Below are 13,499 nucleotides of genomic sequence, written 5' to 3'. Positions count from 1 at the left end.
ATCGTTGCCGGGGCGCTCCATAGGTTGTGCAAGTATCCTGCTGGCACCCCGATAGCCAAAAAAGGATGGTTCCCGACCTCCACGTTGGCTTACCGTCGGGACTGTGAGTGTTCTCTATTTGGTCCGGCACGGACAAGCATCATTCGGCACCGAAGACTACGACCGGCTGTCACCCCACGGCAGAGATCAGAGTCAAGCCCTCGGCACCTACTTCATGCAGGCCGGCATGACGCCCAGCCGCATCGTCAGCGGACGAATGAAACGCCAGCGCCAAACGGCACAGGGGGTCATCGATGCTGCCGGCTGGGACACGACGCCCGTTATCGACGCGGGCTGGGACGAATTCAACGCGTCCGACCTGCTGAAGATCTATCCGGAGGAAGACCCCAGCGCCAAAACCGACACGCGAGCCTTCCAGCGACTCCTCGAAAAAGCCTCTGCCCGCTGGGCCTCCAACAAACACGACGCCGACTATCTGGAGTCTTTCCCTGCATTCACACAACGGGTCGACGCGGCCCTCGACAGCGCTGTTGATGGGCTCGGACCGGGCCAGGACGCCGTGGTCGTCTCGAGCTCAGGCGCCATTGCCTGGGCCGTAGCCCGGCTGGTCAAAGGCGGCTTTCCCCAATGGCTCGCACTCAACCGGGTCACCGTTAATTCCGGTGTCACCAAGATCGTCACCGGGTCATCCGGGAAGACGATGGTGACATTCAACGACCACGGCCATCTTCCCCGCTCCTGGGTCACATATCGCTAGCGGCAGGAACAGGTACCCACTTCACCCCAGAGTAAGGAAACAGGATTAATCATGACTGAACAACAACAACGCACGGCACTGGTCACCGGAGCAGGACGCGGCATCGGCGCCGAAATTGCCCGGCGCCTGGCGTTCGACGGATTCAACATCGCAGCGATTGACCTCGACAAGGACGGGCTTGACGCCCTCACCGCCGAGCTGACCGAAAACGGCCACTCCGCCGTCGGCATCGTGGCGGACATCTCTGACGAGACCGCCGTGGAGACTGCCGTCGCCCGCACCGCAGAGGAGCTGGGCGCTCCCGTCGTGGTGGTCAACAATGCAGGCATCATCCGTGACAACCTGCTCTTCAAGATGGCTGTCTCCGACTGGGACCTGGTCATGAACGTGCACCTGCGCGGATCCTTCCTCGTGGCCCGCGCCGCCCAGAAGCACATGGTCCAGGCCAAGTGGGGCCGCATCGTCAACCTCTCCAGCACGTCGGCCCTGGGCAACCGTGGCCAGGCCAACTACTCGGCGGCCAAGGCCGGGCTACAGGGCTTCACCAAGACTCTTGCCCTGGAGTTAGGCCCTTTCGGCGTGACCGCCAACGCGATCGCTCCCGGCTTCATCGAGACTGAGATGACCGCCTCCACGGCCAAGCGCATGGGCATCACCTTCGAGGACTTCACTGCCCAGGCAGCCGCAGCGATCCCGGCGCGCCGCACCGGAAAGCCTGCGGACATCGCCAATGCCGTGTCCTTCTTCGCCTCCGAGAACGCCGGGTTCGTCTCCGGCCAGGTGCTGTACGTAGCGGGCGGACCGAAAGCATGAGAATCTTCAACGGCATCAGCGACTTCGCGCAGTGTGTCGGTGAGGAACTCGGCGTCACCGAATGGCGCACCATCACCCAGGAGGACATCAACGCGTTCGCCAAGGTGACCAATGACCACCAGTGGATCCACGTGGACACCACACGTGCGGCCTCGGGTCCGTTTGGCACCACGCTGGCGCACGGTTACCTGACGCTCGCGTTGGTCTCCGGCTTCATGTTCGACACCTTCCGCATCGACGGGCTGTCCATGGGCGTGAATTACGGATCGAACAAGGTCCGATATCCGGCCCCGGTCCTGGTCGGCTCGCGTGTGCGTGGCCGGGTGAAACTGGTGGCGCTTGACCGCGAGGACAACTGGGCACAGTCAACGGTCCAGGTCACTGTCGAGCAGGAGTTCAACAGCGTAGCGAAGAAGCCGGGCTGTGTCGCCGAGGTTGTCTCCCGCCTCTACGAAGCACCTGCGTTCTGACCCCCGCCGAGTTGCCCACTCCCGGTCATCTCATTCCCCGCCGACGCCTCTTGCTAAGGAGCACCCCCATGACCAGAGCACCCGTCATTGCTACCGCCCGAACGTCCCCCAGGCCTGCTTCGCGCCGGGCGGCCGGCGGCGGCCCGGTGCAGGGCTTGACAACCCTCATGAATGACCGGCCCTGGGTTGTTGCGTCGACGGAATAGTTCTTCGTCGCCCTGGTGAGCGCCCTCCGATCATTGCCCACTCCCGATAGGTATGCGTTGTCGGGACCGACGTGCTGACCTTTATGTCCTTCTCGAGGCATCGAAGCCCTCAGCACGCACATATTTCAGTCCAAGAAAGGATGTTCGGCCCGACCTCTATGAAGGTGCGGGGCGACTGGTAGAGACCTATGACTCACGATGTGGCCACACCGGCAAAAAGCGGAAGACGGGACTCTTTCCTTACACGAGGTCTGCGATGGAAGCCGCTACCCGGCCTGGCGGTAGCTGTCGCCGCCGTGGCCGCCGCATGGCTGCTCCACCTGGCCGTCCCGATGCTGCCATTCCTCACCATTGCGGTGATGCTGGGAATTCTTTCTGCCAACCTTCCCAAGGTTGGTACGTCTGTTGAAGGAGTTCTCCAACCTGGGCTGACGCTGGCCGGAAGACGGTTCATGCGAATGGGAATCGTCCTGCTCGGCCTCAAACTGAGTCTTGTTGACGTCGTCGCCCTGGGATGGAGAACGGTAGGAATCGTCGTGTGCATCGTCCTTCTGACCTTCGTCGGAACGTTACTACTGGGCAAAGCACTTGGACTTCCCGGGCGTCAGCCCCTGCTGCTGGCTACAGGGTTCTCAATTTGTGGTGCATCCGCCATTGGAGCGATGGGCGGAGCGACCAAGACCGACCATCGAGACACCGTTGTTCCAATCGCCCTGGTGACCCTCTGCGGAACACTGGCAATTGGTGTCCTGCCAGCACTTATGGGGATGCTCGGGTTGGACGACGTTGAATTCGGCCATTGGGTCGGAGCGAGTGTCCATGATGTTGGACAGGTTGTGGCAACGGCACAAACGGCAGGCACGGCAGCCCTGGCCGGGGCGTTGATTATAAAACTGACCCGGGTCCTCATGCTCGCGCCCATGGTCATGGGAGCCTCTTTCGTCGAACGTCGCCGCAGTCGACGCGCGGGCGCAAGCTCTGAGCAAAGCGACGCTAAACTTCCACCGCTGGTCCCGCTCTTCGTGGCTGGATTTGTGGCTGCCATAATACTCCGCACCTTCGGGATCCTTCCGCCGGAGGCCCTCCAAATCGCGGGGGTAGTCCAGGACGTCCTATTAGCCGCGGCGCTCTATGGCCTTGGAGCTTCGGTTCAAATCCACTCCCTGTTGAAGACCGGTGGAAGAGCGGTCCTCGCTGCCATGTTGTCATGGGCACTGATAGCAACTGCGGCCTATCTGGGCGTCCAACTCATTTAGTTGACGCCCTTCGCACCGACATCCCCTGCAGCGCCACCAATCCAGCCCCGCTCAAGGAGGCCATAACAGCTCCTCACAGGCTCCACCTCCACGCCATTGCCAGAAGCAGCTGCATGGCATATGAACCACGCAACAATTAACAAGGAGATCAACGATGACTTCAGCATTTGAGCCCACCGAGCAGACGCCCGAACAGCAGGCTGCCGCCCTTGAAGCGGAGTGGGCTGCCAACCCGCGCTGGGAAGGTGTGACCCGGGACTACAAGGCGTCCGACGTCGTCCGCCTCCGCGGCCGCGTTTCCGAAGAGCACACCCTGGCCCGCCGCGGTTCGGAGAAGCTGTGGAAGCAGCTGACCGAGGAGCACAAGACCGGCGGGTACACCAACGCCCTGGGCGCCCTGACCGGCAACCAGGCCGTGCAGCAGGTCAAGGCCGGCTTGCGCGCCATCTACCTCTCCGGCTGGCAGGTAGCTGCCGACGCCAACAACTCCGGCCACACCTACCCGGACCAGTCGCTCTACCCGGCCAACTCCGTCCCCACCGTGGTCCGCCGCATCAACAACGCCCTGCTCCGGGCCGACCAGATCGAGTTCTCCGAAGGCATCCAGACCGTCGAGGACTGGCTGGTCCCGATCGTTGCCGACGCCGAGGCCGGCTTCGGCGGCCCGCTGAACGCCTACGAACTCATGAAGTCCATGATCCAGGCCGGCGCGTCGGGCGTTCACTGGGAGGACCAGCTCGCCTCGGAAAAGAAGTGCGGCCACCTCGGCGGCAAGGTCCTGATCCCCACGCAGCAGCACGTCCGCACGCTGAACGCAGCCCGCCTGGCAGCCGACGTCGCCGGTACCCCGTCCGTGATCATCGCCCGCACCGACGCCGAGGCAGCCACCCTGATCACCTCGGACGTGGACGAGCGCGATCAGGAATTCATCACCGGTGAGCGCACCGCCGAAGGCTTCTACAAGGTCCGCAACGGCATCGAGCCCTGCATCGCCCGGGCCAAGGCCTACGCCCCCTACTCCGATCTCATCTGGATGGAAACCGGCACCCCGGACCTGGAGCTGGCCCGCAAGTTCGCCGAGGCGGTCAAGGCCGAGTTCCCGGACCAGATGCTCTCCTACAACTGCTCGCCCTCGTTCAACTGGCGCAAGCACCTGGACGACGCCACCATCGCCAAGTTCCAGCGCGAACTCGGCGCCATGGGCTTCACCTTCCAGTTCATCACCCTGGCCGGATTCCACGCCCTGAACTACTCGATGTTCGACCTCGCCCACGACTACGCCCGCGAAGGCATGAGCGCCTACGTCGAACTCCAGGAAAAGGAATTCGCCTCCGAGTCCCGCGGCTACACCGCAACCAAGCACCAGCGCGAAGTCGGCACCGGCTACTTCGACGACATCTCCACCGCGCTCAACCCGAACGCATCAACATTGGCTCTCGTGGGATCCACAGAAGAAGGCCAGTTCCATTAAAAAACATGCTCTTTCGGCGGCCTGTATTCACACTCGAACTGAAGCGCACGTTGCCGCACTCTAAGGAGATCATCTGTGAGCTACTTCACTGATATTTTAGCCATTACTGGTACTGAACTGACTGCCCAGCCCGTACTGCGGCAGAGCGAAGTTCTTACACCGGAGGCCCTGCAATTTGTTTCAAAGCTGCACCGGGCCACTGCAGAGCGTCGGCAGGAGCTGCTGCAGGCACGGCGCACCCGGCGGGCTGACATCGCTGCCGGAGCGGACCCGCGGTTCCTGCGGGAAACCGAGCACATCCGGAATGATCCTTCCTGGCGGGTGGCTCCCCCGGCACCCGGCCTGGAGGACCGTCGGGTGGAAATCACGGGCCCGGTGGACAAGAAGATGACCATCAACGCCCTGAACTCGGGCGCGAAGGTGTGGCTGGCTGACATGGAGGATTCCTACACCCCTACGTGGCGCAACGTCATCAAGGGCCAGCTGAACCTCACCGACGCCCTGGAACGCCGGATCGACTTCACCACCGAAGAGGGCAAGGAATACAAGCTCCGCCCCGCCGGCGAACTGCCCACCATCGTGGTCCGTCCCCGCGGCTGGCACCTGCCCGAAAAACACATGCTCATCGACGGGACACCCATCGCCGGCGGCATCCTGGACTTCGGCCTCTACTTCTTCCACAACGCCCGCCGCCTCCTCGCCCAAGGCGCAGGCCCGTACTTCTACCTGCCCAAGATCGAAAACCACCTCGAAGCCCGGCTCTGGAACGACATCTTCATCCTGGCCCAGGACCTGCTCGGCATCCCGCAGGGCACCATCCGCGCCACCGTGCTGATCGAGACCATCACCGCGGCGTTCGAGATGGAGGAGATCCTCTACGAACTGCGGGACCACGCCTCCGGCCTGAACGCCGGCCGCTGGGACTACATCTTCTCCCTGATCAAGAACTTCCGCACCCGCGGGCCCCGCTTCGTCCTCCCCGACCGCAGCCAGGTAACTATGACGGCCCCCTTCATGCGCGCCTACACCGAGCAGCTGGTCCGCGCCTGCCACAAACGCGGCGCCATGGCCATCGGCGGCCCTGCCGCATTTGTACCGAGTAGGAGGGACCCGGCGTTGAATGCTGATGCCCTGCTAAGGACCGGCGTAGACAAGATGCGGGAGGCGAACGACGGCTTCGACGGCTCCTGGGTGGCCCACCCCGACCTGGTGCCCGTCTGCCGCGAAGTGTTCGACAGCGTCCTGGGCGCCAAACCCAATCAACTGGACCGGCTCCGCGAGGACGTCACCCCGAACGACCGCGCTCTGATCAACGTGGCCGCCACCACCGGCACCATCACCGAGCAGGGCATCCGGAACAACATCGAAGTGGGCATCCGCTACCTCGAATCATGGCTCCGCGGAAACGGCGCCGTCACCATCCACAACCTCATGGAGGACGCGGCCACCGCCGAAATCTCCCGGTCCCAGCTGTGGCAGTGGATCTATGCCCGGGCCATCACCAACCGGGGTGAGATCGTCAGCCACGGGTGGGTGGAGGAACTGCTGGACGAGGAATTCGCCCGGCTGGAGCGCTTCGACGGCGACCGTTTCGAGGACGCCAGGGACATCTTCGAGGAGGTAACTCTCAGCCGTGAATTCCCGTCCTTCCTCACCCTGCCGGCCTACGCCCGCTACCTCACCGAGGTCCGTGAAAAGGCCACCGTGGAGGAGCTTGCCGCGGCGTGACCAGACTTCCGTTTGCCGGGCCGCCATGCCCTCCGCAACACACTCCGAAACCCGAGCGTCGGATGTGCCCAATCGGTGTTTTACAGCCATGCCATACCTCAGCAGGTGTAGCCGTATCTCGGGGCTCCGTGTGCCATCGATCGATATTGGCGGCCTCATGACAGCACTCAGCTTTTAAGATCAACAGGACGAGCAGATTGGAGTTGGCGCAGCGATGGATGAGCATATAGAAGACTGGACCTCTCTGACCGGCCAGTTCATTTGGATCCGGAGGAACGGACGACATATTCGCTTCGGGGAGGTTGAAACAGTGTCACCATCCGGTGACGCCTTGTGGCTGAGCAGACAGGGCGTTGAGCCCCGGGCACTGTATGAAAAAGCCGAGGGCTATAAGGCGTGGAGGGTTGCCGAACAATCGATACTGGATGCGCCCATTGACCATTTCTCCTTGATTTGAACCTCAGGCCAGCCAAACACGCGCCAACTGCTGAGCTATCATGTCCGAACCAAATCTGAACAGCATGCAGGATTTCGTTGCCTTTTGCCGTACGCAGCGCAAGTCGCCAGCAGCCCCAGGAGAAGCGCATGCTTGACCTCGCTCTCGGCCGTGGCCTCACCGTCCGCGTGCCGGGATGCCGCGCCGGGAACCTTCTCTCCGGCTTTTCGTAACGCCTTGGCTGTCATCCCGGGTGGAATAACTCAACGGCGAACCGAAGAAGCCGGGATGTCGCCTAAGTTGCCTCCCGGCTCTCCAAGGAACCTGCAGTCTGACCCACGCCGAGTTGCCGACTCCCGGTCACCTCATTCTCCGTTGACCACTCTTGCTTAGGAGCACCCCATGACCAGAGCAGCCATCATTGCCACCGCCCGAACCCCCATTGGTAAAGCTCACCGCGGGGCTTTTAACAACACCTCAGCTCCCGAACTGGCCGGGCACGCGATCGCCGCCGCGCTGGCAAAAACTGGACTGGACCCGGCATTGGTGGAGGACGTCATCATGGGTGCCGCCGCGCAGCAAGGGACGCAAAGCTTCAACGTCGCCCGCCAAGGCGCGCTCCGCGCGGGGCTGCCTGTGACCGTTCCTGGGCAAACCATTGACAGGCAGTGTTCCTCGGGCCTGATGGCGGTCGCGACGGCGGCCAAGCAGATTCTCGTCGACTCTATGGCAGTCACGGTGGGCGGCGGAGTCGAATCCATCTCGCTGATTCAAAACGAATTTCACAACAAATATCGCAGCAGGGATCCGTGGCTTGAGGTTAACCACCCCGGCATGTACATGCCGATGCTGCGGACTGCTGAACTCGTGGCCGAGCGATATGGCATCAGCCGAGAGGCGCAGGACCGGATGGGCGCCCTGTCGCAACAGCGCGCGTCGCTCGCGCAGATGAATGGCCTTTTTGACGACGAGATTGCACCGATTCGGGTGACCACATTGCGGACCGATAAGGTTACCGGCGAGGTCAGCGAGTTTGAGCAGCTGGTGTCCCAGGACGAAGGAGTGCGTCCTGGGACCACCGCCGCTACTCTTGCGGGGCTTCGTACAGTCCTACAGCCCGGAGAATTCACAACGCATCCGACGGTGAGCGCCGGCAATGCCTCGCAGCTCTCCGACGGAGCCTCAGCCAACGTCCTCATGAACAGCGAGTACGCTGCGTCCCTGGGGCTGGACCCGCTGGGCTACTACTGCGGAATCGCCGTCAGCGGGTGCGAACCCGACGAGATGGGGATCGGTCCGGTCACCGCCATTCCGAAGCTCCTGAAGCTCCACGGGCTGGGCGTTGACGACATCGGGCTGTGGGAACTGAACGAGGCCTTCGCGTCGCAGGCCGTTTACTGCCGGGACTTCTTGGGGATCGACCCCGAAAAGATGAATGTCAACGGCGGCGCGATCGCTCTCGGCCACCCGTACGGGATGACGGGTTCGCGGGCCGTGGGCAGCGCCCTGCTCGAGGGGCGGCGCCGTGACCAGCAATTCGTCGTGGTTTCAATGTGTGTGGGCGGGGGTATGGGAGCGGCGGGCCTATTCGAGGTTGCACGCTAGACAGGGCCGCAAATCCGGCGTCTGCGCGCCGGAGAATGCATGAAGCCGGTTCCCCTCGGCCCCGCGTCGGGGAACCGCCTGCGTCATCCAAGGCTACTGCAGCGGTGAGAATCGGGCCGGGGCCAGTCTCTTCACTGAGGTTGAGAGCGGTGCAGGGCAGTCTGCAGGGGACGCGGCGGCCCCTGCAGACCCAAGTGAGCGCGGGGGGACCTCCCCGCCCCCGCAAGCCCAGATCTGGACGACGCCGTTGGTCTGACCGAACTCCAGGCGCCCGGCCAGCACGAGCGAGTCGTGCTGGCTGCGCTTCCTGATCCAATTCGACCATGCCTCGCCGGCCGCGCGAAGGTCGGAGACTTTGAAGTAGTCATACCGGACTTCAAAGACCGGTCCGATGGCGGCGGGGAGCGGCTCCTCAACGAAGTCGAACGGGATGACCAGCTCCACCATCATCCGGTCGACGAATTCACCAGTTGCCGGGGGCCAGTTCGGGTGCTGTGCGGCGCTGGCACGCTGCTTAGTGCGCTCGGCCTGGTCCTGGTAGGGCCAAACGTGGATCACTTCACTTTGCGGCTGGTCCGTGGTGTGCCAGAAGCCCGTCAAAGGCGAGAAGGCGGCACGGTCGACGAAGCCGCTGCCGAAGCGTCGCTCGAACTCGGGCACATTCTCCGAGGCCACCTGGTAGGAACGGATTTCGTAAATCATTGGCGCTTCTTTCGTCTGGTCAACGGAGTTTCCGGTGCCAGGGCGGCCGGACCGGAGGTGTTTCTCATACGTGGGTTCATTCCCCCAGCACGGTGACGCCGGCGGTTGCGCATTCCTCGTCTTGCTCGCCGGTGCCGCCGCCCACACCGCAGGCACCAACCAGGATGCCTTTGCTGAAAATCGGGACCGCGCCTCTCGCATAGAAGATATGCCCGCCTTCGGCTTGGGCAATGCCGGACATGATCGGTGACGTGGCACGCTCGGCGAGCAGGCCGCTGGGCTTGGCAAAGCCGGCTGAAGCGACGGCCTTTCCTTGGGAGCCGTAGCCGGCACCCCAGTGCCCTCCGTCCATCCTCCCGAAGGCGAGCAGACGGCCGCCGGCGTCACAGACTGAGGCGCTGATCTTGATGTCCAGTTCCCTGGCTTTGTCCATGGCGCCGCTAATGACGAGGTTTGCCTGGGCGAGTGTGAACATTATGGCCTGTCTTTCGGGTGGCGAAGGGAAAGAGGTTTTGGGAATCGTGGACCGTGGCTAAGGGATGGCACGGAACATGGACAGCGAGGCGTTGAACGTGTGCGGCCTGATCTTGGAGGCCCAGTCACCCTGTTCGGATGCGGCTTTCCATTCCGGGGTGTGCGGCAGGTCGGGGGAGACCACACGGTAGACCGTTGCATACCGCTGCACGCCTGGGTTTGGCCGTTCCAGCACGTAGCGCTGGACGCTCAGGACACCTGGCACCTTGGCGATAAACGGCACGTGTTCGGTGTTGTAGATGCGGTTGAACTCGTCATCGAATTCCTCCGGGATGTCCAGCTGGACGAGCCACATGTATTCGGTGTTGTCCTTCATGGGTATGACCTTTCAGACGGCCGCTACGGCGGCGCTAGGGAGTGTTTTTACAGTCTTTTCCAAGGGCTTTTATGGGTGCCGGACGGCGAAGACATTGGCGGGAGCCTCAGCATGCCCGTGGTCGCCGGGCATCCGGCCGGCCATCGCAAAGGCGTACGGTGCTCCTTCCAAAAGCTGAGCGAACATCCGCCCGGACAGCTTCAGGCCTAAACTGCGCGCCGCGGCCAGGCACGCCTCGCGCAGCCCTGCGCTGGTTTCCCCAGAGGTGCCGGCCAGCAGCGGGGGTTCGTCCACGGACGGCGCGTCGGCATGATCGACCAACACGGGACGGCGCAGGTGCCACTCCGTAGCCTCCTGATAGGCGTGGCCGATGCGGAGGATCAACGCTTCGCCGAAAGGCCTGCCTAGGATCTGCATGCCGAGCGGCATTCCGCCGGGACCGAAGCCGTGGGGCAGGGCAAGCGCCGGCTGGCCCGTCACATTGGCCGCGGTGAAATGGTTGGCGTTTTTCCAGAACCCCAACGGGTCATGCGCTGAGAAAGCCGGGGCTTCGCCGGAGGAGATGGTGATGAAGGCATCGAACCGCCGGTACAGCGGCTCCATCTCAGTGATGGCCCGCCGGTGTTCCCTGCCGGCCTTGATGAGGTCGGTGGCGGTGAACAGCATGGCGGGGAGCATGCGGCCGAGGATATCCGCACCGAAATCGGAGGGCCGGACGGCCAGGTCACGCAGGTGGACGTTGAACACTTCGGTTTCGGCGATGATCGTCTTGATGTCGGTATAACTGCGCATCGGCCTGATCCGGCAATCCTCCAGCGTTGCTCCCAGCTCCCGAAGAACACCAAGTGCGTCCTGTATGGCCCCGTGCTCGGCATCGGAAACTGCGACCTCTTCCTCCCAGTTGTGCCGCAGAACGCCGATCCGCAGGCCTCGCAGGTCCTGCCCAAGTGCAGCTCGATAGTCGGGGAGAGAGTGGAGCACACTGCCCGAATCGCCCGGGTCATGGCCCGCAATCACCTGGAGCAGAATCGCGCAGTCCTCGACCGTCCGCGCCATGGGCCCGCTGCGGTCAAAGGTGTAAGAGTGGGGAATCGCGCCGGAACGGCCGACCAACCCGAAGGTGGGCATCAGCCCCGTGATCCCGCAGCGGGATGCCGGAACGCGGATGGACCCGCCAGTGTCGGTGCCGATGCTCGCCGGCACCAACCCCGCGGCGATAGCGGCGGCCGAACCGCTTGAGGATCCTCCCGTGACGCGGGCAGTGTTCCAAGGGTTTCGGGCGGGCGGCCAGGGCACGTCAAACGACGGCCCGCCGTGGGCGAACTCGTGAAGCGCCAGCTTACCCATTAACAGCGCACCGGCTTGCTGCAGCCGCGCAGTCACTGCGGCGTCGCGCACCGGCACGTTCCCGGCCAGTACCTTGGAGTGCCCGGTGGTCCGGATCCCCGCGGTGTCAAAGCAATCCTTGAGTGCAAAGGGGATGCCGTGGAGCGGACCGCGGTAGCGACCCGCTGCGATTTCCCTGTCGGCCCCGCGCGCCAGTTCCAGTGCGTTCTCGAAGCTGCGTGTGACGTACGTGTGCAGTTGCCCGTCAAGTGACTCGGTGCGAGCTATGAGCGCCTTGACGTATTCAACGGATGAAAGCGAACGCGAGCGGATGAGCTCCCCTGCTTGTGCGATGCCCAAGTGGTGGAGTTCGGTGGATCCAGCGGCTGTACTCATGCGTGTAGTTCCAAAGTGATCCCCAATCCGTCAGAAATATGATGGTTAGCAAGTCCCGTCGAACCGGCGCCGGAACTTAATCCGATTCAGGCCGGTGTATGTTGTGAACTGAATTTGTCTAGGCGCGGGCAAATTCCGGGACGAGCTGCTCATAGGTGATGTCACCCTTCTGGACGCTGCCAAAACGCAACGCGAGCTCGGACATGTTTTCAACAGTTTCTCTCGTCGCCTTGAACATCGGCGTGAGCTGGGGCTGCACAGTGGCACCGTAGTGTCGGACGTATTCCATGGCAATTTCAGGTGCTTTGCCGCCAAGCCCGTTACCGTTAAGCAGCTTGGCCGCAGCATCCTTGTTCTCACCGATCCACTTGCTGGCCGCATCCTGCGCCGCCAACCAATTCTGGACAATGTCCGGATTCTGCTGCGCCGTTTCCTCACGGACCGCGATGGCGACGACCGCCTGGTTGCGAAGCAACTCCGGTGCACTGGCATCGGCGAAATCGAGCAAGATCGTCCCGGCTGCTTCCTTAGCAATGAACCGCGTTGCCGTCCACTGAACCCCCACATAGGCATCAATACGCTTGGCTTTGATGTTAGGGATTGCTTGGGCAGTGGGGCCGACAGCCAGCACCGTCACGTCGCCCGGCTTCATGCCCGCCAGCTCAAGTGCCAGCCCCAACTGGAGGTCCCCGCCGGCGCCTACTGCCGTGACGCCGATCTTCTTGCCCCTCAGGGATTGCATCTTCTCCTCGAAGCTCGCGTCGGGGGCGGGCCACTGGCTATCCGGGCCACCAATAATCCCATAGGTGGTTTGGAGGTTGCGGAAACCAATTAGTACCGGACGCTTGCCCTTGGAACTGTTAGCGTGGGTTGCCATCAGGAGCCCCGTATCGGCGGCGTAGCCGTCGACGGCACCTGCTACCAGCAGTTGGAATGCCTGGACACCGCTTTGCGGGGTGATGTGCTTCGGAACGTCGAGGTTATGCGCGGCGTAGATCTTGTTTTCCAGGTTAATGGTGTCAAGGAAGTATGCGTCGCCGGGGAATGCCGCAACGGCGAACTTGTGCATTGCTTTGGAAGCCGCAGGGACCACGTTGTCCCCGCAGGCCGCGAGCAACGAGGCAGTGCCAAAGGCCGCCACGCCAAGTCCCGCGCACTTTAACAGCCTCCGGCGCGAGACTCTGTTGTCAGATGCCCGTAGACCCCCGAGCGCTCCCTCACTCTGTGGCTCAAACATTCATTCTCCTGTTTGGTTGATTCGTGCGTGATTCCGGTTGCCCTGGCCACCCATCCGGGTTGTTCGACTGGGATGGTGGGAGCAGCTCACCTGGCATTTGGGTTCGGACGGCGAACTCAAACACCCGGAGTGACCCAAGTCTCGTGAGTGAGTGGATGCATTGGAAGGGCGCCAAAGATGGCACGGTGATAGGGGTCGCCTATCAGGGTCCACGCAGCTGAGCACACAAAATGTTTCCTCGCGCCG

At 62.8% G+C, this 13,499-nt stretch carries 13 protein-coding genes; 8 read left to right on the top strand and 5 right to left on the bottom strand.

Going from position 1 to position 13,499, the window contains the following annotated elements:
* The first annotated feature begins 103 nt into the window (after nt 1-103).
* From ARTSIC4J27_RS10345 to ARTSIC4J27_RS10310, 8 genes are all read left to right on the top strand, one after another.
* Nucleotides 104-757, top strand: a complete 654-nt coding sequence (locus ARTSIC4J27_RS10345; protein ID WP_050055105.1) for a histidine phosphatase family protein — start codon at nt 104-106, stop codon at nt 755-757.
* A gap of 51 nt (nt 758-808) precedes the next feature.
* Nucleotides 809-1,570: an SDR family oxidoreductase gene (locus ARTSIC4J27_RS10340; protein WP_050055104.1), complete on the top strand. Its 762-nt coding sequence runs from the start codon at nt 809-811 to the stop codon at nt 1,568-1,570.
* The gene (locus ARTSIC4J27_RS10335) at nt 1,567-2,040 is read left to right on the top strand and encodes a MaoC family dehydratase (protein ID WP_050055103.1); all 474 of its coding nucleotides are present in this window, start codon (nt 1,567-1,569) and stop codon (nt 2,038-2,040) included. Before ARTSIC4J27_RS10340 ends, ARTSIC4J27_RS10335 begins: the two co-directional genes overlap by 4 nt.
* 68 nt (nt 2,041-2,108) lie before the next feature.
* Complete coding sequence (locus tag ARTSIC4J27_RS22780; RefSeq protein WP_161799567.1) at nt 2,109-2,246, top strand: hypothetical protein; 138 nt, start codon at nt 2,109-2,111, stop codon at nt 2,244-2,246.
* A 188-nt stretch (nt 2,247-2,434) separates the two neighbouring features.
* Nucleotides 2,435-3,502, top strand: coding sequence for a YeiH family protein (locus tag ARTSIC4J27_RS10330; RefSeq protein WP_083435408.1), 1,068 nt, complete (start codon nt 2,435-2,437; stop codon nt 3,500-3,502).
* 154 nt (nt 3,503-3,656) lie between these two features.
* The gene (gene aceA, locus ARTSIC4J27_RS10325) at nt 3,657-4,973 is read left to right on the top strand and encodes an isocitrate lyase (protein ID WP_050055102.1); all 1,317 of its coding nucleotides are present in this window, start codon (nt 3,657-3,659) and stop codon (nt 4,971-4,973) included.
* Between the two features lie 75 nt (nt 4,974-5,048).
* Nucleotides 5,049-6,701: a malate synthase A gene (gene aceB / locus ARTSIC4J27_RS10320; protein ID WP_050055101.1), complete on the top strand. Its 1,653-nt coding sequence runs from the start codon at nt 5,049-5,051 to the stop codon at nt 6,699-6,701.
* An 838-nt stretch (nt 6,702-7,539) separates the two neighbouring features.
* The gene (locus ARTSIC4J27_RS10310; RefSeq protein WP_050055099.1) at nt 7,540-8,742 is read left to right on the top strand and encodes an acetyl-CoA C-acyltransferase; all 1,203 of its coding nucleotides are present in this window, start codon (nt 7,540-7,542) and stop codon (nt 8,740-8,742) included.
* A gap of 93 nt (nt 8,743-8,835) precedes the next feature.
* Here the strand turns inward: ARTSIC4J27_RS10310 and ARTSIC4J27_RS10305 are convergent, their stop codons facing one another.
* The 5 genes from ARTSIC4J27_RS10305 to ARTSIC4J27_RS10285 form a co-directional block, all read right to left on the bottom strand.
* Nucleotides 8,836-9,444 (bottom strand): NIPSNAP family protein, encoded by a 609-nt coding sequence (locus tag ARTSIC4J27_RS10305; protein WP_050055098.1) that lies wholly within the window; start codon nt 9,442-9,444, stop codon nt 8,836-8,838.
* 76 nt (nt 9,445-9,520) lie between these two features.
* Nucleotides 9,521-9,919 (bottom strand): GlcG/HbpS family heme-binding protein, encoded by a 399-nt coding sequence (locus ARTSIC4J27_RS10300; RefSeq protein WP_050055097.1) that lies wholly within the window; start codon nt 9,917-9,919, stop codon nt 9,521-9,523.
* Between the two features lie 57 nt (nt 9,920-9,976).
* A complete protein-coding gene (locus ARTSIC4J27_RS10295; RefSeq protein ID WP_050055096.1) occupies nt 9,977-10,294 on the bottom strand; it encodes a DUF4286 family protein in 318 nt (105 codons plus the stop codon).
* A gap of 69 nt (nt 10,295-10,363) precedes the next feature.
* Nucleotides 10,364-12,016 (bottom strand): amidase, encoded by a 1,653-nt coding sequence (locus ARTSIC4J27_RS10290; protein WP_050055095.1) that lies wholly within the window; start codon nt 12,014-12,016, stop codon nt 10,364-10,366.
* Nucleotides 12,017-12,134: 118 nt separating this feature from the next.
* Nucleotides 12,135-13,157, bottom strand: a complete 1,023-nt coding sequence (locus tag ARTSIC4J27_RS10285) for an ABC transporter substrate-binding protein (RefSeq protein WP_050055094.1) — start codon at nt 13,155-13,157, stop codon at nt 12,135-12,137.
* Nucleotides 13,158-13,499: the final 342 nt, after the last annotated feature.

Origin of the sequence: Pseudarthrobacter siccitolerans, assembly GCF_001046895.1 — a bacterium.
Taxonomy (GTDB): domain Bacteria; phylum Actinomycetota; class Actinomycetes; order Actinomycetales; family Micrococcaceae; genus Arthrobacter; species Arthrobacter siccitolerans.
This window is presented reverse-complemented; position numbering and strand designations above follow the sequence as displayed.

Excerpts from the sequence above, each read along its gene's own strand:
- ARTSIC4J27_RS10340 (WP_050055104.1), top strand. The coding sequence starts at position 809 with ATGACTGAACAACAACAACGCACGGCACTGGTCACCGGAGCAGGACGC.
- ARTSIC4J27_RS10335 (WP_050055103.1), top strand. The coding sequence starts at position 1,567 with ATGAGAATCTTCAACGGCATCAGCGACTTCGCGCAGTGTGTCGGTGAG.
- ARTSIC4J27_RS22780 (WP_161799567.1), top strand. The coding sequence starts at position 2,109 with ATGACCAGAGCACCCGTCATTGCTACCGCCCGAACGTCCCCCAGGCCT.
- ARTSIC4J27_RS10330 (WP_083435408.1), top strand. The coding sequence starts at position 2,435 with ATGACTCACGATGTGGCCACACCGGCAAAAAGCGGAAGACGGGACTCT.
- aceA (WP_050055102.1), top strand. The coding sequence starts at position 3,657 with ATGACTTCAGCATTTGAGCCCACCGAGCAGACGCCCGAACAGCAGGCT.
- ARTSIC4J27_RS10310 (WP_050055099.1), top strand. The coding sequence starts at position 7,540 with ATGACCAGAGCAGCCATCATTGCCACCGCCCGAACCCCCATTGGTAAA.
- ARTSIC4J27_RS10305 (WP_050055098.1), bottom strand. The coding sequence starts at position 9,444 with ATGATTTACGAAATCCGTTCCTACCAGGTGGCCTCGGAGAATGTGCCC.
- ARTSIC4J27_RS10300 (WP_050055097.1), bottom strand. The coding sequence starts at position 9,919 with ATGTTCACACTCGCCCAGGCAAACCTCGTCATTAGCGGCGCCATGGAC.
- ARTSIC4J27_RS10295 (WP_050055096.1), bottom strand. The coding sequence starts at position 10,294 with ATGAAGGACAACACCGAATACATGTGGCTCGTCCAGCTGGACATCCCG.
- ARTSIC4J27_RS10290 (WP_050055095.1), bottom strand. The coding sequence starts at position 12,016 with ATGAGTACAGCCGCTGGATCCACCGAACTCCACCACTTGGGCATCGCA.